16 protein-coding genes are annotated in these 21207 nt (G+C 30.4%); 1 reads left to right on the forward strand and 15 read right to left on the reverse strand.

What is annotated here, in order from left to right; translation table 11 throughout:
• Positions 1 to 33 precede the first annotated feature (33 nt).
• The 13 genes from HGPB_RS01955 to HGPB_RS02015 form a co-directional block, all read right to left on the reverse strand.
• Positions 34 to 291: a hypothetical protein gene (locus HGPB_RS01955; protein WP_019132000.1), complete on the reverse strand. Its 258-nt coding sequence runs from the start codon at positions 289 to 291 to the stop codon at positions 34 to 36.
• Between the two features lie 132 nt (positions 292 to 423).
• On the reverse strand, positions 424 to 1440 hold the full coding sequence (gene mcrC, locus HGPB_RS01960) for a 5-methylcytosine-specific restriction endonuclease system specificity protein McrC (protein ID WP_019132001.1): 1017 nt from the start codon (positions 1438 to 1440) through the stop codon (positions 424 to 426).
• Positions 1437 to 3551, reverse strand: coding sequence for an AAA family ATPase (locus tag HGPB_RS01965; protein WP_019132002.1), 2115 nt, complete (start codon positions 3549 to 3551; stop codon positions 1437 to 1439). The genes mcrC and HGPB_RS01965 overlap by 4 nt, the downstream gene beginning before the upstream one ends.
• Before the next feature lie 172 nt (positions 3552 to 3723).
• Positions 3724 to 4416 (reverse strand): DUF554 domain-containing protein, encoded by a 693-nt coding sequence (locus tag HGPB_RS01970; RefSeq protein WP_019132003.1) that lies wholly within the window; start codon positions 4414 to 4416, stop codon positions 3724 to 3726.
• 670 nt (positions 4417 to 5086) lie between these two features.
• Positions 5087 to 6994, reverse strand: a complete 1908-nt coding sequence (locus HGPB_RS01975; protein WP_019132006.1) for an AAA family ATPase — start codon at positions 6992 to 6994, stop codon at positions 5087 to 5089.
• A 202-nt stretch (positions 6995 to 7196) separates the two neighbouring features.
• Entirely contained in the window at positions 7197 to 8714 is a 1518-nt protein-coding gene (gene guaA / locus HGPB_RS01980; RefSeq protein ID WP_019132007.1) for a glutamine-hydrolyzing GMP synthase, read from the reverse strand.
• 186 nt (positions 8715 to 8900) lie between these two features.
• Complete coding sequence (tkt, locus tag HGPB_RS01985) at positions 8901 to 10847, reverse strand: transketolase (RefSeq protein WP_019132008.1); 1947 nt, start codon at positions 10845 to 10847, stop codon at positions 8901 to 8903.
• Between the two features lie 11 nt (positions 10848 to 10858).
• Positions 10859 to 11614, reverse strand: coding sequence for a WecB/TagA/CpsF family glycosyltransferase (locus HGPB_RS01990; RefSeq protein ID WP_019132009.1), 756 nt, complete (start codon positions 11612 to 11614; stop codon positions 10859 to 10861).
• A 31-nt stretch (positions 11615 to 11645) separates the two neighbouring features.
• A complete protein-coding gene (locus HGPB_RS01995) occupies positions 11646 to 12335 on the reverse strand; it encodes a class I SAM-dependent methyltransferase (protein WP_019132010.1) in 690 nt (229 codons plus the stop codon).
• Between the two features lie 11 nt (positions 12336 to 12346).
• Positions 12347 to 13450, reverse strand: a complete 1104-nt coding sequence (gene csaB, locus HGPB_RS02000) for a polysaccharide pyruvyl transferase CsaB (protein ID WP_019132011.1) — start codon at positions 13448 to 13450, stop codon at positions 12347 to 12349.
• The gene (locus HGPB_RS02005) at positions 13443 to 15518 is read right to left on the reverse strand and encodes a DUF5693 family protein (protein WP_019132012.1); all 2076 of its coding nucleotides are present in this window, start codon (positions 15516 to 15518) and stop codon (positions 13443 to 13445) included. Before HGPB_RS02005 ends, csaB begins: the two co-directional genes overlap by 8 nt.
• Before the next feature lie 129 nt (positions 15519 to 15647).
• Positions 15648 to 15992: a type II toxin-antitoxin system PemK/MazF family toxin gene (locus HGPB_RS02010; RefSeq protein WP_019132013.1), complete on the reverse strand. Its 345-nt coding sequence runs from the start codon at positions 15990 to 15992 to the stop codon at positions 15648 to 15650.
• 10 nt (positions 15993 to 16002) lie between these two features.
• The gene (locus HGPB_RS02015; RefSeq protein WP_019132014.1) at positions 16003 to 17178 is read right to left on the reverse strand and encodes an NAD(P)H-hydrate dehydratase; all 1176 of its coding nucleotides are present in this window, start codon (positions 17176 to 17178) and stop codon (positions 16003 to 16005) included.
• A gap of 288 nt (positions 17179 to 17466) precedes the next feature.
• Between HGPB_RS02015 and tyrS the strand changes: the two genes are divergently transcribed.
• Complete coding sequence (gene tyrS, locus HGPB_RS02020) at positions 17467 to 18690, forward strand: tyrosine--tRNA ligase (RefSeq protein ID WP_019132015.1); 1224 nt, start codon at positions 17467 to 17469, stop codon at positions 18688 to 18690.
• 127 nt (positions 18691 to 18817) lie between these two features.
• On the opposite strand, the gene HGPB_RS02025 is transcribed toward tyrS, so the two are convergent.
• Together HGPB_RS02025 and HGPB_RS02030 are read right to left on the reverse strand one after the other, a co-directional pair.
• Positions 18818 to 19996, reverse strand: a complete 1179-nt coding sequence (locus HGPB_RS02025) for an NAD(P)-dependent malic enzyme (RefSeq protein ID WP_019132016.1) — start codon at positions 19994 to 19996, stop codon at positions 18818 to 18820.
• 42 nt (positions 19997 to 20038) lie between these two features.
• Positions 20039 to 21202, reverse strand: a complete 1164-nt coding sequence (locus HGPB_RS02030; RefSeq protein WP_019132017.1) for a S41 family peptidase — start codon at positions 21200 to 21202, stop codon at positions 20039 to 20041.
• Positions 21203 to 21207 lie beyond the last annotated feature (5 nt).

Raw genomic sequence — 21207 nt, forward strand, 5'->3', positions numbered from 1 at the left:
TTTTGTGCGCTGGTTTTTCTTTTGCTTAAATATTTATTTAATTTTATGCGATCTTAATCCCCATGTCCCATTTCCTAATCCATTAACTGAATAAAATAAATCTTTTTTACCATTGAATTGCGTGCTATCAGAAGAATGCTTTTCTATTACAGCTCTAATGGAAGCTTTTAAATTTTTAGTCATCGCTTTACCAGAAACTTTTGAAAATTCTTCATATAATTCTGAATAATGGGTGCTAGTTTCTAGCTTATTTAATATATAATCTATGTCATATGACCAAAATTCCTTCATAACAGCCTCCTAATCATAATCAAAATATATATTCAAAAGACTTAAATTGCAATAGCTTTATAAAATTTTACATAAAAAAGACCCTAGTATCAAACTAAGGTCTACTAAATGTTTAAACTTATTTTTATATTTTTAGAAAGATTTCGCTATTGTTTCTAATTGTTCTTTTACTTTTGAAAATTCACAATCTAAATCTAGTGTCTTTAAAGATATTAGATTCCCGCCCATTTTATACTCATTGTTTGGTAAAATCATTTCATCAGTCTTTGCATAAAGAAGCATTCCAGAAACATTTCCAGTTTTATCACTATCAAAGTTTTTTACATAGGTATAAATCTGATACAAATTATTTGAATGCAGAGTATTTACTCCATATCTTTCTTGAGTAGTTTTTGCATAATATTTTGCATCTATAATAAGAGTTTTTTCTTCCTTTTTAAGCATAATATCACTTTGCATAATAGGTAGCATTTCTATATATCCATCGTCTATATCCCAAGAAATTTGTGATGCAGAAGCTTTTAACTCTGGGTTCTCCTTCCTATAATATTCAAGAATAAATTTTTCATAAAGCCTATTCATATATTTTTCATCAATAAAATCTAATAATTTTACACTTCCATCAGAATTTGTTTGTAATAACCCTTTAAGAATTAAATGGCATATAGAAATTAACATCTGATAAGTCTGGTTATTCTTGTTAAATTGTAATTTCCAATTTATATTTTCTAGTTTTAATGGGTCAACTTCAATAAAAAAGTAATTTAATTTTCTAATTTTTTTCTTTATTTCTATGTTAATATCGCTCTTAACGAGAAAATTCATTGTAGTTTTTATAATTCGATTCATATATGAATTTACTGAAAATTCATCATAATTACAAACTAATTGTTTTCTTAACATAGAGTTTTCTTTAAGCGAATTTGAAATATCTATCTTTCCCCTAATAGAAGATAACGCCTCTGTTTGAATTATATATTCTTTTCCTAAACCGCGTTTAATTTGCGATGACAATCCTTTAATTAAAATAGATGCGCATAACTCCGTAACATTTTCAAATTCTTCAGTTGCGACTTGTCTATAGCCTTGTTCATTCAATACTTGAAATGCGTATGATAGCATATAATATACATTTTGTATGCGTATCATTTTATTGAACTCCTCAAATTTAATATCCAGTCTTTGACTTTACTTGGCTCATCAAACCAATACTCTTTGATAAGAGGTATAATTTCATAATTAACAACTGATCTTAACCATTCATCTGTAACTTCATTATCCGTACAAAAATAGCTGTGTCCAATTTTAAATCCTTCACCTAAAGATTCATCATTTGAAATATCTTCATTAAGAGATTCAACAACCGAAATTAATTTATCAAACTTTGAAGAATTCTTTTCTTGCAAATAATTTTTGAAACCTTCTGATGAAAATGCCGGTTTAAAATCAAAAAAAGCAAATCTTCTCCTAAGTGCATAATCCATAAGAGCAAGACTTCTATCCGCCGTATTCATCATACCGATTATGCGCAAATTACTTGGCACAGAAAACCATTCATTTGAATATAGCATTTTAATTTTTTCTCCACGCTTATCTTTTTCTATTAGCATCATCATCTCACCAAGTATTTTGCTGAGATTTCCACGATTTATTTCATCAATAATGAAAAAATATGGTCTTTCATTATCCTCTTCAGCTTGTTTACAAAAATTATAAAAAACTCCATTAACAAGCTCAAATCCATCTTTTGAAGGTCTATATCCTTGAATAAAATCCTCATAAGAATAGCTTTGATGAAACTGAACTAGTGTAACGCGGCTGGTATCTTTTTCTCCCATTATAGAATAAGCAAGTCGCTTAGCTGAAAAAGTCTTTCCAACCCCTGGAGGTCCTTGCAAAATAATATTTGATTTTACCTCAATTAATTCTGTAAGTGTATTATATGTATCCTCATCCATGTAGACCTCATTCAAAAAGTCATCTTTTGTATAAATAGGATATTTGATTTCCCTTTGTTCAGGAATTTCTTTACCTATATCTTCAACAAATAAATCAAGTAGTTGTTTAACATAATCAGGATATGAAGAAATGCAAGTCAGTGTTTTCATTACAGCTTGTCCTGGGTGTTCCCATTCTCCTTTATCTTGCCAATTTATTTTTCTAATATGTTTGTAAGATTTTCTCTTATCATCATAAAAATAATCTGATGTTACTACTCCTTTGCCAATAATTTTATACCTTCCCTTCTTAGCAAATACTATATCCCCAACTTTCATATCTTTTACAAATTGCCACAGACAATGAGCATCATTTCTATATGAATAGCTTGGATCATATACTTTTTTCATACATTCTTTAATTTCTTCTTTTGAAGTAAAGTTTTTTAAATCCTTCACTTCATCCCAGCCTATCCCCATTATTCCAAGATTATAGAATTCTTCCCACATAGAAGCATTATCACCAGGCGAATAAATCCAATAATCCACATCTTTTACATCTGAATCAACTAATGAAGTATTTTCTTTTGGAAAAGTATTTTTCCATGCAGCATAAGATAGTTCAGGAAAACTCTTATACTTACAATCTTTTTTATTAAATACATTCTTTGCAGATTCACACATTGAAATATAGCTTTTACCATCAGGAAGTTTGTCTATATTTGAAAAAATATCTACAAAATAACTTGGCATATTAGCCGTGTCAGTAATAAAAGCACGATTAGTAGAATCTAAATTTATAAAAGTATATGGTCTTATCCAGTAAAGTCCCATTGTTATATTCCATTTAACCATCTTTTGTTTTATTACAATATCGTAAGCATTAATAAAATCATCTTTATTTTTATCAGATGGTTTTTTTGAATATTCAAGCGCCTTTTCAAAAAACAACCAAAGATTATCTATATCGTGCTCTCCACGATCATCTTTATATGCAAAAAACCAAGCATTTAAATTCATAACAACTGGTATACCATAAAAATCACTAGGAACAGATGTCTTTATAGAAAATTGTTTTGCAAATTGCTCTAGAAGAGCAATACGATTTGCTTCTTTAATTCCTTTATTAAAAGAAGCAAAAATAGTAAAAGGACAAATATCTACATACTCTTCTTCTCCTTTCTCTTTGAAAGGAAATTTAATTCCAGCATCATCATAAATTGTTTTTAAAATATTAATAAGTTCTGTCCTCTTATTCTTGTATTTTAATAATTCAGAAGCCAGTTCCATATAAAAATCTGTCCATTGAAAATTATCGTTCATATATATCACCCTTAATTAATTATTTACCCCATTAAATAGTTAATTTAAGATCCACCCTGCAAATGTGTTAAGTTTCTCAATCATTTCTTTACGATACACAGTTAAATACCACAAATCGCATCATCAACTCTTTTGTTGCTTGTAAGATGCTTACAAACTGGGATTAAAATACCTATCCAATACCAGACATAGAAAAAAGTTCTGTAATAAAGGGTGTGAAAACAAGGGACGGCAAGCAATTTGCAACTTTGTAGTCTGTGATGTCCATAATGTTTAGTCCAAGGACAATAATCATGAGTGAGCCGACACAAGCCATTTCAGCAATCATAACAGAACTAAGCACCGGTGCCAGAAATCCAGCCAAAAGAGCAATTCCTCCCTCTAAGATCAAAACACAAGCGGCAGATGCAAGTACACCTACGCCTAAGGTAGCGGCAAGCATCACTACACTTACTCCATCCAATACAGATTTAGCAAACAGAGTAGAGTTATCACCTGTTGTACCCGCCTGAATAGATCCGACAATAGCCATAGCACCTACACAAAATAGTAGTGTCGCTGTCACAAAGCCTTGAGTAAATCCACTTGCTCCCGAGCCAATCTTTGTTTCAATCAGCTCACCCAATTTTGTGATTCTTGCATCAATGTCGATCAACTCACCTACAATAGTGCCCAATACAATAGACACGAGAAGCACCAGTGAATTTTCTCCTTTAAAAATTCCTCTAATGCCCATGCTAAATACTACTGCGCCCATAATTTTCATTACAGAGTCAATAATCCTAGTTGGAATGCCTTTTTTGAATAATAATCCGATGCCACCACCTATCAGGACTGCCGCCGTATTTACAATTACTCCTATCATATATGTGAACCTCCTTCAGACTTTGTAATCTATTCTCAATATTTACCTGTAATTTATGTGATCTCAACTACTTTAGGAAGCACTTTCTCATAATCAAGCTCTAGCCTTTTATTTTTATAAGCTAAAATCTCTAATGCTGATTCCATATAAAAGTCTGTCAATTGAAATCTACTTTAAGTAAATAAAATTTTTCTAAACAAAATAATTATATCATATGGGCAATTACTTATATGTTGAGCGATTAAGTATCAATTTTAAGACAATAAAAAGGATAAGCCGTAGCCTATCCTATAATTTAAATATTTATTTAACTTATTAACTTTATCTTCTCTATTTATTAGATGAAGAATATTCTACAAAAAACAATATTATTGAAATTACAATTAATATTTTTCCAATTGCTATTAAAGATTGATATTGATTAAAAAAATTAAAATTCAAAAACATTATCCCTAAGACAACAGTTATAGGATAGAGTTTTGATAAATTTTTCATGCATATCTTCTTTTTAATCTATTTCTTTTATTCCCATTCTTCTTTTCCAAACGTACGATATATCCCAAACCATTCAAAATACTGAACTCTATTTTTTCTAATATCACTAAATCCATCTAATTATAGGACGTTTTCAAATTTTTAGTCCCGTCCCAGTCCCAGTACCAGAAAAAGTTTATTTTATAATTTTATTGATTGTTTTAAATAAGTTTTCAAAATTCTCTAATGTTTCTTCTGAAATATCCACGTTGTTTATATTTTTAGCTAAATAATTCGCTGGCATATAATGATTAAAACTACCCTTATTTAATTTCTTTAACTGACTTAAAATAGGACCATTTTCAACTGTATTTATATCTACATTGGATTCAAATGCCCCATTATATAAATTAATATAGTCTTCTTTTTTGAACAAATCTTCTATATCAGCATATTCACTATTTAAAATATCATGATAAAATAAAATGTTGCTTTCTCTTATTATTTTTTTTGTTACCATATTATTTAATCTTTTTTCAGCAGATTGATTAGTAAAAGTATCTAGCAAGCACACCATTTTCAATTTATTTCCTCTCAATAATGATATAAAGGATGCAACTTTGTCAGCCCCGCCTATTGGAACGATAGTAATATCTGCATCTAATCCTACTCTGTCATTATCTTGCAATAAATTGGATATTATTGATAGGTAAATTAAATCGGATATACCCTCAACTAACAAATTTTTCTTTGAAACGAATAAATTTTGAGCTAAATCATAACCAAGTGCCGCTTGTAGTGGAAATAAAGTATTAGGATCTTTTTCTTGAACAGAGTCAGATATAACTGTACCATCTTGTGTTTCATAAACAGTCCTTACTTTATTTAAACTATTTGTATCTATCATGAATGGTGAATGTGTAGTATATATAATTTGATAGTCCTTTGATAAATCTGAAATAAATTTCAACAAATCATTTTGAGCTTTTGCATGTAAATTTAAACCAGGTTCATCTAATAAAAGTATATAAGTATTATTTCTGTCCTCTTGTATTTTCTTAAACCAAACAAGGAATGAAAAGAACCAATTAAATCCTCTGCTTCGATTTTCTAATGGTAAAGATACTCCTGTTCTTTTATTTCTTACTCTTATATTTAACACTCTATCTATTATATTTGAACTGTAGGAACTTTTTTCTTCTACCTTATTGATTCTAAATTGGATATTTAAATTTTTATTTGTTTTCCAGTATTCAAAAAGTTCATCTGATATTATTGCTTCTGTTGCTTCTAACTCTGCAATAAATTCTTCAAAATCATTTGAATCTCTGACCTTTTCTACATCAATATCTGCAAGTTCTAGTAAGGCTTTTGCCGTTTTAACATTCGACTTCGATAAATCATCATCTATCTTTGTTAATGAAATCTCTGATGGTAAGGCATAATAATCATCATAATACATAAACTTTGGTAATCTATCTATCAGATAAGTATTAACTACATAATGGTCAATAGGACTATCATTCCATGATTCTGAATTAATAAAATATTTTTTCAACTTGTTAATCTTTTGAATATCATCTGGGTCTAATTCACCAGTATCAATCTCGTCTACAATGTTTTTAAATTGGTCTTTACTTGATACCTTTTTAAGTTTATCAGTAAGTTCTTTATTTACAAACTTTAGAGAGTTTACTTTTTTCTTCATAAATTCAGAAGTATTAAACCAAGAAATAACCCATGCTCTAGTATTATTATATTTAAAGGTTATAGAGAAAGTATTTCCTGAAGGAGCTAATCCTATATCGTCCGTAATCAAATTTACTAATTCAGGATCTATTTCATAAGTTAATTCTACAGCTACAGGATTTTCACCACTCTTATCTACTCTCTTTTTTTGTCGTCTAGGGTAATCATAATTAAGACTATATTTGAAGTTTTCATCATTTTCAAAATAATTACTTTTTGCTAAAGCCTCTAAAATAGATGTTTTTCCAGATTCATTCATTCCGACTAAGACCGTTACATCATCTTCAACTGCGAATGACTGTGGCTTTTCTATAGGTTTGTACTTTTCTATTATCACATTTATTAATCTTATCATTATTCCTCCTATGTATTTTACTAAAACATGATCTATTTAAAAAATAATTATTATAAACTTGTTAGCATTTATTTAATGATAATCATATCATATTTTAAAATATTTTTTATAACTTAATCAATGTAGCTTTCATTGATCTTTTTTAATTTCTTACAAAAAAAGACCCTAGTGTTAACTAAGGTCTTATAAGTTTATATTACTTTTATTCCCATTCTATTGTTGCTGGTGGTTTTGATGTTATATCGTAGACTATTCTATTTATATGGTCTACTTCGTTTACTATTCTTGTTGATGCTTTGTCTAGGACTTCGTATGGTATTCTCGCCCAATCTGCTGTCATAAAGTCTGTTGTTTTTACTGCTCTTAATCCTAGTGTGTAGTCATAGGTTCTAAAATCTCCCATTACTCCGACTGTTCTATTGTTGGTTAAAACTGCGAAGTATTGGTTGATGTCTTTATCTATTCCTGCTTTTGCTATTTCTTCTCTAAAGATATAGTCTGCATCTCTTAGTATGTCTAGTTTTTCTTTTGTTATTTCTCCCATTACTCTTATTGCAAGTCCTGGTCCTGGGAATGGTTGACGATCTACTAGATAGTCGGCTAGTCCTAGTTCTCTTCCTAGTTGTCTTACTTCATCTTTAAATAACATTCTAAGTGGTTCTATTATTTCTTTGAAGTCTACATAGTCTGGTAGTCCGCCTACGTTGTGGTGTGATTTTATTACTGCTGAATCTCCTAGTCCTGATTCGATTATGTCTGGGTATATTGTTCCTTGTGCTAGGTAATCAACTGATTTTATTTTTTTTGCTTCTTCTTCAAAGACTCTGATAAATTCTTCTCCGATTATTTTTCTTTTTCTTTCTGGGTCTGTTACATTTTCAAGTTTTTCTAAAAATCTTTTTTCTGCATCTACTCTTATAAAGTTCATTCCGCTGTCTTTAAAAGCTGCTTCTACTTCGTCGCCTTCATTTTTTCTCATTAGTCCGTGGTCAACGAATATGCAGGTTAGGTTTTTGCCTATTGCTTTTGAGATTAATTTTGCTACTACTGATGAGTCTACTCCTCCTGATAGGGCTAGTAGAACTTTTCCATCTTGGACTTTTTCTTGTATTTCTTTTATCGCTGTTTGTGCGTAGTTTTTCATTGTCCAATCTGCTTCTTGTTTGCAAATTTCAAAGACAAAGTTTTTTAGCATTTCTTTTCCATATTCAGAGTGGTTTACTTCTGGGTGGAATTGTAGGGCGTAAAGATTTTTTTCTTTGTTTTGCATTGCAGCTATTGGGCAATTGTCTGTGTATCCAATTTTTTCAAAGCCTTGAGGTAGGCTTTCTACTTTATCGATGTGGCTCATCCAAACTGTTGAATTTTCAGCTATATTTTTAAATAGGCTCGATTCTTCTCTTGTAAAGTTTGTTTTTCCAAATTCTCTTTGGTCTGATTTTTTTACTTCCGCTCCTAGACTTGCTGCCATCAATTGCATGCCATAGCAAAGTCCTAAAACTGGAATTCCTAGTTCAAATATTTCTTTTTCAATTTTTGGAGCATTTTCTTCATATACTGAGTTTGGTCCACCTGTAAAGATTATTCCCTTTGGATTTATTTCTTTTGCTTTTGCTAGTGCTTTTTGGTATGGAACTACTTCACAATAAACGTTTAGGTCTCTAACTCTTCTTGCGATTAGTTGGTTGTACTGTCCACCAAAATCTACTACTAATATCATTTTGCTACCTCCTAGCTTGATTATAGTTTATAGATAAAATTTTTTCGATTTATATTTTTAAATTTATTTATCAATTCTTATTATTTAATCATACTATAATTTTTAATTTATGAGTAGTGGGTAATAAAAAAATCTATACAGACCGCTGCCTGCATAGATTTTGTTTTACTTATTTGTTTTTTTATTTTATAAGTTTTCTAATTCTTCTTTTACTTTTTCTACTGTTATGCCAAAGTGTTTGTATACTTCGCTTCCCTTACCTGATGCTCCGAAGCTATTCATGCCTATTATTTTTCCTTTTAGGCCTGCATATCTTCCCCAGCCGAATGGACTTGCTGCTTCTACTACTAATCTTTTTTGACATTCTAGTGGAAGGATTTCTTCTTTGTAGGAATCTGCTTCTTGTTCAAATATTTCCATTGATGGCATTGATACAACTCTTACATCATCTTTTCCTTCTGCTGCATCTAAGGCAAGTTTTACTTCTGAACCTGTTGCTATAATTATTTTATTTAATTTTTCTTTTTCTTTTTTAATTATATAGGCTCCTTTTTCTGCTTGTCTTGATGAGTTTTCAAGTCTTGGAAGATTTTGTCTTGATAGTATTAAGCAAACTGGTGTCTTTTTAGATTTCATTGCTACTGACCAAGCTACTGCTGTTTCTCTTGGGTCTGCTGGTCTAAGAACTATATTGTTTGGTATTGATCTTAGCATTGCTAATTGTTCTATTGGTTGGTGAGTTGGTCCATCTTCTCCAACTCCAATAGAATCGTGAGTTAGGATATAGATTGTTGGTAGTTCTTGTAGGGCTGATAGTCTAACTGCTGCTTTTAAATAGTCTGAAAATACTAGGAATGTTGCTCCGTATGATTTAAGTCCTCCGTGCAAGTTTATTCCGTTTGCTATTGCTCCCATTGCATGTTCTCTTACTCCGAAGTTTATATTTTTGCCAGATCTATTGCTTGCTGAGAAGTTATCAGAATTTTTTATTGCTGATTTGTTTGATGGAGCAAGGTCTGCACTTCCTCCAAAGAATAGATCAAATTTTTCTGCAGTTCTGTTTAGTGCTTCGCCTGATGCTGCTCTAGATGCCATGTCTTTTTCAAATTCATAGAAGTCTCCTTGGTCTAGGATTGAAAGATCATATTCTTGTTTGAAAGAGTCTGTTAGTTTTTTGTAGTCTTCTTTGTATTTATTTTTATAGACTTCTTCTATTCTTTTGTCTTTTTCATATTCAAATTTATTGTCTATATTTATTTGTTTGAAGTGTTCATATACATCGTCTGCTACTTCAAATTCTTTGCCCCAAGAATAATATTCTCTTGTTGCTTGCATATCATCGCCAAGTGGTTCGCCGTGTGCTTTTGATTTTCCTACTCTTGGTGATCCAAATCCAATTTCTGTTTTTATTTCAATTAGAGATGGTCTATCTTTTTCTTCTTTTGCTCTTTCAATTGCTGCTTGGATTTCTGAAATATCATTTCCATCTTCAACGTATTCTGTGTGCCAATTTAGTGCATCGTATCTTCCTCTTACGCTTTCCGTAAAAGCAAGATCTGTTGAACCTTCTATTGTTATATTGTTTGAATCGTAAAGCACTATTAGTTTTCCAAGTTTTAATGTTCCAGCTAGTGATGAAGCTTCGTTTGATATTCCTTCCATCAAGTCTCCATCTCCACAAATAACATAAGTGTAGTGGTCAATTATTTTTAAATCATCTTTATTGTATTTATCTGCTAGATGACTTTCTGCCATTGCCATACCAACTGCCATTGAAATTCCTTGACCTAGTGGACCAGTTGTTGCATCTACTCCAAGTGTGTGTCCATATTCTGGATGGCCTGGTGTTAAAGATCCAACTTGTCTAAAGTTTTTTAAATCTTCTATTGTAAGTCCATAGCCATATAAGTGAAGTAGGGAATATAATAAAGCTGATCCATGTCCAGCTGATAGTATAAATCTATCCCTATTGAACCAATTTGCTTCTTCTGGATTTTTTTTCATTTGTTTCCAAAGTGCATAAGCCATTGGTGCCGCTCCTAATGGAAGTCCTGGATGCCCAGAGTTAGCTGCTTGGACTTGGTCTACTGAGAGCATTCTTATTGTATCGATACTTTTTTGTTCAATATTCAATTCATCCACCCCTATTTAACTGAATCTTTATCTTTTATTACTGAAAATAAAAATTTTGGAATTGCTAGCTGTCTTTTTATTCTTGATGGGTTTGTTATCAATCTATAAAACCATTCAAGGTTTAGTTTTATAAATATATCAGGCGCTCTTTTTACATCGCCTGCTATAACATCAATAACTCCGCCATTTCCTATTACTAATCTTGTATTTAATTTATTTATGTTTGAGTTTATCCAAATTTCTTGTTTTGGATAGCCTAGTCCTAAAAAAATTATATCAGCTTTTAGCCTATTTATCTCTTCTATAATTTCATTTTCTTCTTCATGGTTTTCATAGCCAAGATGGGCTCCTTTGAAAAATCCATTGTGGTAACCTACTAGGTTGATTTTTGGTCTTTCTTCTTTTATTCTATCATAAGCTTTTTTTACGATTTCTTCTTTTGTTCCAAGAAGGTATAGGCTGTAGCCTTCTTCTTCGCAAATGTTTAAAAGTTCCATAGATAAATCATAACCTGTTACTCTTTCTTTTAATGGTTTTTTTCTTATCTTTGATGCATAAACTAGACCTATCCCATCTGCTATTGTCATGTCTGCTTTATTTATTATCTCTGCCATTTCTTTGTTGTTCTTGGCATCATAAACTATTTCTGTATTTGGAGTTATTATATAGTGTGGCTTGTCTTCTTTTAGAAGTTTTTTTACCATCTCGACTGCTTCTTTAAAGCTTATATTTAATATATCTACTCCAAAAATATTGACCTTATCCAATCTTTCACCTCTTAACTATTTTGCCTTCTACTTATTGATTAGCTTTTTCTTTTTTTATTATTAAGAATAAACTGGATCCATCAACTTCTTCTATACTGTATTTATAGCCTGTAGCTTTTGCTAGTTTTTCGAAGTCTTCTTCTGTAAAGGTTATCGCTTTAAAGCCATCCTTACAAATTATTACCCCATCTTTTGTTTTGTCATAATCTATTTGTCCAAGAAGTTTTTTATCTGCTTGTTCTTCAAACCATTCTATTCTTTGGTCCCAAAAATTTTTTGAATATGTGCTTATGTAGAGTTTGCCAGAATCTTTTAACATACTAAGGGACTTAGCAATGGTTTCTTTAGGATCTCCTTTGATAGCTGAAAGAGCATTTTGAAGTAGAATTATTACATCAAATTTTTTATCGTTTTTCATTGTATGAAAATCTGCCACTTCTAATTCAACATTTTTATAGTCTTTTAAATAATCTTTTGCAAAATTTATTGAGTCTTTTGATATATCAATTCCCTTTACAAATCCTGCACTCCCTGCTAGTTTTTTTAAAATTCTTCCATATCCACAGCCAACTTCTAGTAATTTATCTTCTGCTTTTAAATCTTTTTTTACCCTATTGATTTCTTCTTCTAGATACTGATCTATTCTTGAGATTTTTGTGTCATAAACTTGAAATAACATTTGAGAATTTAATTGTTCGGCATAATAATTTTTATCTTCCATATTTACTCTCCTTATCCTTCAAGCACTTTTACCACAGCTTGGTTATGAAGCTCTGTTAATTTATAAAACTTATCTAGGTGGGACTTGGTATCTTTTTTTAATTCCTCTAAATTATCTAAAGATTCCAAAATTTCACCTGTTAAAGATTCTGCATCAAAGTCTTCTATATAGTGTCTTTGAACTCTGTCAAGTTCTTTCATAAATCCATCAATCTTTGGATCATAGCTGATGCCGATTGGGTAGGCTCCCATCAAAGTTGCAAAAATCAAACCGTGTAGCCTCATTGATACAACTATATCCATGTTTTCAATAACTGATAAATAATCTAGGACATGCAGATATTCTTCTAAAATATATAGGTCTTCATATTTATCTTTTAAATTATTAAATATTTTCTTCTCTATATCTAAGTCTAGGTGGTAGAAAAAGGGCACCAAAATTATATTTACATCGTCTCTTTTTTCAAAAATTTGAGATATTGATTGAGAAATTTCTTCTATTGTCTGATCGCCGTATTTTTTCCAATTTATCACTATAAAGCAGATGTTTTTCTTACCTTTTTTTAGTTTTAAATTTTCTAAAATTTCTTTTCCTCTTTGGCTGTCGACATCTTTTATTCCAAATACAGTATCAGTTGTAACTAGGACGTCTTTTTTTATTCCTAATTCTTTTAATTCCCTGTTTGATTGGTTATCTCTTACATTTATGAAATCTACTTTTGATAAGATATGTTTGGTTAAAAACCTATTTCTTTTTAATCTGACTGGTCCTATGCCTTGTGAATATAAAAATGTTTTTTTCCTAAAGAACAAGGCTATAAGTAAAATCGTTAAGTAATATATGATTGATTTTTTGCTTGTTATATCTTGAAGGAGTGATCCTCCTCCTAGAAGGACCATGTCTGATTTTATAGTTTCTTTAATAATCACAAATATATTAGACCTATCTACGCTGTCCACCTTATATTTTTTTTGGGTAAAGTCTGGGTTTTTTGATAATATCACAAGCTCTGCATCAGAAACTTGTGATATTCCATCTACTAAACCCTTTAGTATGGCTTCATCTCCAATATTGTTGTAGCCATAATATCCAGATACTAGTATTCTCTTATTCAATATGTTTCTTGTACCCCTTTCTAATAAGTTCTGCAATTATTAATATCAGCAAGCTTATTAAAAGTGCAACAACAATTTCAACTAGAACTCTCATAAATGATATATAAAGTGGAGTTCTAATATGTGAGAATGTATTTACAATATCTGTCATTCCTATTGTTGCAAATAGGGTTAATATTGCTGCTATAAATTGTCCTCTTTTTGTATAGGCAATATATGTTAAAAGAATTATTGCAGGATATCCTGCTAAAATTGATTTTGTTCTTGGTCTAGCTACTAAATTTTGTTCCATTAAATTTCTTAAAAATAACTCAAATTTTGGAACTTTTGCATTGGTATTTCCGCCCCTTACAATAAATATTGCTAGAATTGCAAGGAATAATAATCCAAAAGCAGCCTGCCAAATTTTAACATTTTTTGTCATCAAATCTCTTATTTCTCTTGGCTTTAAACTGATATCTTGATGGATATCTCCTGAAAATCCAATATAGGCAGCAAAGATAATAATTGATAGGGCAAGTGGCAATAGTTGAGAAATTTTTACTCCCCTAAAGGTATCTATTTCTAAGAGATAATTAGTTCCACTCATAAAGGCAATTTCATGCAAGGCCCCTATCATTGTTATTAAGATTGAAATCACTAGGATTAACCCTCCATGATAAAGGATTTTATTTAATTTTGTAGATTTTTTATTTGATAAAATTTCTTTGTAGTTTTCTAATATATAACATATTGATAAAAGTGGAAAAACTATTATAGAGTTTAAATTAAATAATATATTTCCAAGACTTTCTTGTTTTCCAAGTCCAAAAAACATTATGCTTAGTAAAGCTCCAAGGACAAATATTGCAAGTGATAAAAGACTTGGCAGATTAAATAGTATTTCTAGAAGAAGTAGACTTGCTGCAAGTGAGCCTAATGCTACTGGGATTTTTAAAAAACTATTTTCTTGCCAAGATCCCATTGTCTTAGCATCTTTTAATTGGTAGCCTTTCTTTTCTACTCTTTCATTTAAGCCCTGTAAAACTTGTCCATACTTTTCTGGTTCTGATATTAATCTGTCATTTTTTATAAATGGTGATAAAAATATCACAGAGATATTTCTTTCTGATATGGCCCTATAATAAACATTTGTGAGCTCTTGTCCATCATTATGAAAAGGAATTTCATAGTCATATTGTGATGCCAAATAATCCCAAGTTGTAAAAGCTCTTATTTTTTTTATATCTGGATTTTTAAGGCTTGCTTCTGCTCCATCAAGGCCTAAATTTCCCCTTTGATTTGCAGTTTCGACTAAACCAAGTCCTATATTATTTTCTGTTAAAAATTTAGCAAAATCATTTTCTATTTGGTCGTCATTTTCTGTATTTTTAAAGAAATTCTTTCCTGAAAAAATTACATAGTTTTGTTCTGGATTTAATCTTTTTACTGAATCAATAAATCTTTCCATGCAAAGTCTTGTGTCTTGAACATCAGGATTTAAAATTGGTCTAAGGTTTACACTAATTCCATCTATTGTTTTTATTTGATTGATCGCATCTTCTTCAAATCCAAGTCCTATATATTCAAGTATTGAATGTTTATCAGGACTTTGTCCTAATTTATTTTTATATATGTCATATCCATCAGCATCATATGTAACTAGATCTGATTTTTTACCTTCTATTTTTATTTCATTTTCTGAAAGTCTTTCAATATTTCTTTTGTCTTTTAGAGTTTCCAGTCCCTTTACTATTAAGTCTAAGTCTTTTTTATCTCCCTCAACTAGTAAATCTTTTCCCTGCATCTTAGTAGAAACATTGTGATCAAGAGATTCTCTTAGTCCTGCAATTGTTAGTTCGTTAAAAGAAACTGTACTTACTCCATTTTTATTTAAACTTTCAAAGTATTCTTTGTTGTCCATATTTTGAGTGTCAGAAAGTTTTGAAAAAATATTATAGTCTGCTAAAATTTCATAATTCTTATAATCTTTTTCTATTTTAGATCTCTGATAAGCAAAGTAGGTCGAAAATATGATTGAGATTAGAATAAGAATTAAAAATACTTTATTTTTATTTTTTGTATACATAAAATCTCCTTATAAATAACAATATTTGATTTAATTATACTATGAATATGTCTCTTTTTCATATAAAAATGGCTCCTGGTATAAAAGAGCCATTTTATTATGTATGTATTAAATTTTTTAATATGTATTTTATTTTATATTTAAACTGATTTTTAAAGCCCTATTTATTTCTGAAATAACACCATTGTCGAAATGCCCTATTTTTTCCCTCAGTCTCTTTTTATCTATGGTTCTTATCTGCTCGAGCAAGATTACTGAATTTTTCGGTAAGGGGACATCTTTTGATTCCACATTGACATGGGTGGGTAATCTAGTTTTATTTTGTTGTGATGTTATTGCTGCTATTATTATGGTTGGGGAATATTTGTTGCCTACATCATTTTGTATTATTACAACAGGCCTTACTCCTCCCTGCTCCGAACCAATTACTGGAGACAAATCAGCATAAAATATATCTCCTCTTTTTATTAACATATAAGCACCCTCAGTTTTTAAAGTATCCTATACCATCTTTTTTTAAAGTATCGTAATAAATGTTTGCTGTTACACTGGAAAATGATTTTATTATATCCCTTGCAAGCATATATTCTTCTCCAACTTTTTTGCTGGCAAAATCGCCTGCCTTGCCGTGGATATATGCTCCAACACAAGCCGCATTGTACGGATCTAGACCTCTTGCAAGTAGGGCTGCTATTATGCCCGATAAGACATCTCCGCTACCTGCTGTTGCCATGCCAGCATTTCCAGTTTTGTTTATGTATGTTTTTTTTGAATCTGTTACAAGGGTTTTATTTCCCTTTAACAGTAAAATTACCTTATTTTCCTTGGCAAAATTTCTACAAATTTCTTCTTTATTAGCTTCAATTTCACTTATGCTAAGTCCTGTCAACCTTTGAAATTCAGCTGGATGTGGCGTTAAGATTGTTGAAAATTCTTTCCTATCTTTTAAAAGATCTAAATTTTCAGCTAATATATTTAATCCATCAGCATCAATTACTATATTTTTATCCAACTTCAAAATTTTTTCAGTTAAATCTTTTGCAAGATCACTTTTAGCTAGACCCATGCCAATTGCTACCGCATCGATTTTTTCTAAAAATTCATAATCTAAATCTTCATAGCTTTTTACTATTGCTTCTATGTATTTAATTGACATGATATCAAAAATATCTTCTGATACATAATTATATACAAGACCTGCTCCCATTCTTAGGGCTGCTGTGGTTGAAAGATATGCTGCTCCAGTCATTCCTTTTGAGCCTGCAAAGATTGCAACTCTTCCATAAGATCCCTTGTGAGTGTTTTGGTCTCTTTTAAATTTATGGGAAGGTGTTTTTATTTTTATTGCAACTGCTATTGCAAAACCACCATCATGACTGATAGAAAGTTTGTAGACTTGGTCAAATAATTTTGCATAGGGAGATTGTCCCTTGTAAAAAATTTTTATATCTTTAAATGATATATCTCCTATGCCAGTTTCATTTGCCTTGGCTACTGCTTCTTTGCAAGCAAACATTGCAGCCATAGAATTGATATTATAGTTTTTCTTTTTTAATATTTCTATTTCAATATTATTTAAAATCTTTTTTAAGAATTTATCTGAAAATTTATTATAAATATTCTCTATTCTTGAAATTTCTACTATATCTATTCCTAGCAATTTAATCCTTCCTTATTATCTATTTATTTTAATTATACTATACAATAGCTAATTTTACATATTTAGACATGATTATTTTTTATTTGACATAAAATTATTCTTATAATATAATCTAGCTAAATAATTTGATAGAAATAATGATGGTATACAGTAGGTTTTTTACCGAATTACAATACTTGAATTTCAAGACGACTGTGTCTAAACAGAAACGAGGCTATGGCAAAGAAAGGTGGTACCGCGAACGCGCCCTTTCAATTGTTATAGCTATTTTTTATTTTGGAGGGAAAAATGAAAGTTTTTGATGTTTTGGAAGAAAGAGGTTTTATAGACCAGGCAACTTATGAAGATGAGCTTAGGGAATTATTAAATAATGATAAGATAACTTTTTATATTGGCTTTGATGCCACTGCTGATTCTCTAACTCTTGGTCACTTCTTACAAATCAGAGTAATGCAACATATGCAAAAGGCTGGTCACAGACCTATCGCCCTACTTGGCGGTGGAACAACTATGATTGGTGACCCATCTGGTAAATCTGATATGAGAAAAGTTATGACAAAAGAAATGATTGACCACAATGCAGACTGTTTTAAAAATCAATTGTCTAAATTATTAGATTTTTCTGATGGAAAAGCAATTTTTGAAAACAATGCAGATTGGATTTTAGATTTTAATCTTATCAACTTTATGAGAGAAATCGGAGTTCATTTCAGTGTAAATAGGATGCTTCAATTTGATTGCTATAAAAACAGGATGGATCAAGGTTTAACTTTCTTTGAATTTACCTATATGCTACTTCAATCATATGACTTCCTACACTTATATAGAAAGCACGGATGTAAATTACAATTAGGTGGATCTGACCAATGGTCAAATATGCTAGGTGGTTATGAACTTGTTAGAAAACTAGAGCAAGACAAGGTTTACTCAATGACTTTTAAACTTCTAACAACTGCTGCTGGAATTAAAATGGGTAAAACTGAAAAAGGTGCTATCTGGCTTGACCCAGAAAAAACTTCTCCATACGAAATGTTCCAATACTTAAGAAATGTTGATGATAGAGATGTTATTAAATTCTTAAAATTATTAACTATGCTTGAAATGGATGAAATCAGAGAATATGAAAAACTTGAAGGTGCTGAACTTAACAAGGCTAAGGAAAGATTAGCTTATGAAATTGTTAAGGATGTTCACGGAGAAGAAGAAGCTAAAAAATCTCTAGAAGCTTCAAGAGCTTTATTCAGCCAAGGTGTTGACAGTGAAAATATGCCTACTAGCGAATTTGATAAGGCTGATTTTGAAAACGGAAAAAATCTAGTTGAATTATTAAATGAAATTGGAATAATAAAATCTAATTCTGAAGGAAGAAGATTAATTCAACAAAATGGTATATCCGTAAATGATGAAAAAGTAAAAGACTTTGCACAAGTTTTAACTCTTGATGATTTTACTGATGGATCTTTAATAGTTAAAAAGGGTAAAAAAGTTTTCCATAAGATAAAAATTAAATAAATTTGTAATTATTTTACTAAGAGATTAAAAGAAAATATTAAATTTATTTTCTTATTCTCTTACCTATAATATTTAAAGATAAGAAAACCGACATGAGGTAAAATTTCATGTCGGTTTCTTTTTTTTACTATTTATTTCTTATAACTTTATCTTTTATAGCCTGTTCTTCTACTTTTTTAGCAACTAAATCAGATAAACCTTCTTTAAATATATTAGGAATTATAAATTCTTCATTTATTTCTTTTTCTTCTATCGAGTTTGCTATTCCAAGAGCTGCTGCCATTTTCATGTTTTCAGTAATTTTTGTAGCAGATGCTTTTAATGCTCCCTTGAACAAACCAGGAAATGCCAAAACATTATTGATTTGATTTGGAAAATCTGATCTTCCTGTTGCAACTACTCTTGCTCCTGCATCAACCGCATCTTGGTAAGAGATTTCTGGTTCAGGATTTGCAAGTGCAAATATTATTGGATCTTTTTTCATTGATTTGACCATTTCTTTTGTAACAATCCCTGCAGTAGATACTCCAATGAAAATATCAGATTTTTTCATAGCTTCTTCCAGACTAAGATTTTCATTGTTTTTATTTGTTATGTCAACAATTTCTTTTTTTACAAAATTATAATTTTCATAATTATCTTTGTTTAATATTCCCTTAGAATCAAAGCAATATATATTTTCTATGCCTATATTTTCTATCATTTTTATTATTGAATATCCTGCAGCACCTGCTCCAGAGATTGTAAGAGTACAATCTTTAGAATCTTTTTTTACAAGTTTTAGAGCGTTTATTAATCCTGCTGTAACAACAATTGCTGTTCCGTGTTGGTCGTCATGAAAAACTGGGATATCTAATTCTTCTATTAGTTTTCTTTCTATTTCAACACATCTTGGAGAAGATATATCTTCAAGGTTTATTCCACCAAAACTTGGAGCAAAAGCTTTTACGCAAGTTATAATTTCTTCTGAGTCTTGAGTGTCTAAAACTATTGGAACTGCATTTACATTTCCAAATTCCTTAAACAAGGCAGCTTTTCCCTCCATAACTGGTAAGGCTGCTTGAGATCCAATATTTCCAAGTCCAAGCACAGCACTTCCATCTGATACAACTGCTATAACATTTCCCTTCCAAGTATATTTATAGGCATTTTCTTTATCTTTTTTTATTTCTTTACAAGGTTCAGCTACTCCAGGCGAATATGCTATTGAAAGATCTTCTTGATTTTCTATTTTACAATTCAAAGATGTTTGAATTTTCCCCTTCCATTCTTGGTGTTTTTTAAGTGCTTCTTTATAGTAATCCATAATTTCCTCCCCTTAAGTCTATTTTATTAAAAAAGAGAAAGATTAACTTTCTCCTTTTAATATTTCTATTGCTTTTTGTAATTGTAAATCTGTGTCTAAATATTCATATCCTATACCCTTGATATCTTCTGGCAAGTCCACTTCTATGTCTGGTTTAATTCCTTTTTTATGAATATTTTCTCCATTCGGTGTAAAGTATTCAGATGTTGTAAGTTTTATTCCATCTCCAGTTGGGAATTGTTTTGCTGTTTGAACTATGCCTTTTCCAAAACTTTTCTTCCCTATAATAGTTCCCGCCTTGTAATCTCTTATGGCTCCTGCAACTATTTCTGATGCTGATGCTGATCCTTCATTTATAAGAACAGCTATTGGAAGATCTAATTTTTGTGGATCTGAATCAAATTCGAATACCTTATTTTTATTTTTATCTAAGGCATAAACAATTTTTCCCTCTGGCAAGATTCTATCGCAAACTTCTGCAGCAGTATCAACTATGCCTCCTGGATTTCCTCTTAAATCAATTATTAAAGATTTTATATTTTGTTTTAAAAGATTATCTAATTGAGTATTAAATTCATCAGCAGTTTTTTCATCAAAACTTGTTATTCCTATATAACCTATGTCATCGATTTTTTTAGAAATAACTGTTTCTATGCTGATCTCATCTCTTTTTATTTTAAGATCTTTCGTTTTTCCGGTTGAAGGTCTGTAGATTGTAATATCTACTTCTGTCCCTCTTTCTCCCTTCATGATTTCAGTTGCCTCTGTCAAACTATCTGCTGTGAATTCTTTTCCATTTACTTTTATTATCTTATCTTGTGCTTGAATTCCAGCCTTGTATGCAGGTGAATCTTTTATTGGAGAAATTACAGTTATTAAATTGTCTTCTCCCTTGGTTATAATTACGCCTATGCCATAAAATTTACCTGTAGTAAATTCCATAAGCTTTTTATATTCTTCTTTTGTATAATATTCTGAATATGGATCATTAAGTGAAGCAACAACTCCCTTTAATTTTCCAACTTCAAAATCATCTTCATCTACATCATATAAATAATATTTTTTTACAAAATCTTCTAGGTATTTTATTTTAATACTTTCTTCTTCTACTCCACTTCTTCCATAAGTTAGAGAAAGTGCAGTGAAAAGGTTGGTTCCAACTAGCAATAGTAGGACTAAGATACTTATTAGTACTTTTTTCTTCATAGTCT

The organism is Peptoniphilus obesi ph1 (assembly GCF_000311865.1).
GTDB classification, from domain to species: domain Bacteria; phylum Bacillota; class Clostridia; order Tissierellales; family Peptoniphilaceae; genus Peptoniphilus_E; species Peptoniphilus_E obesi.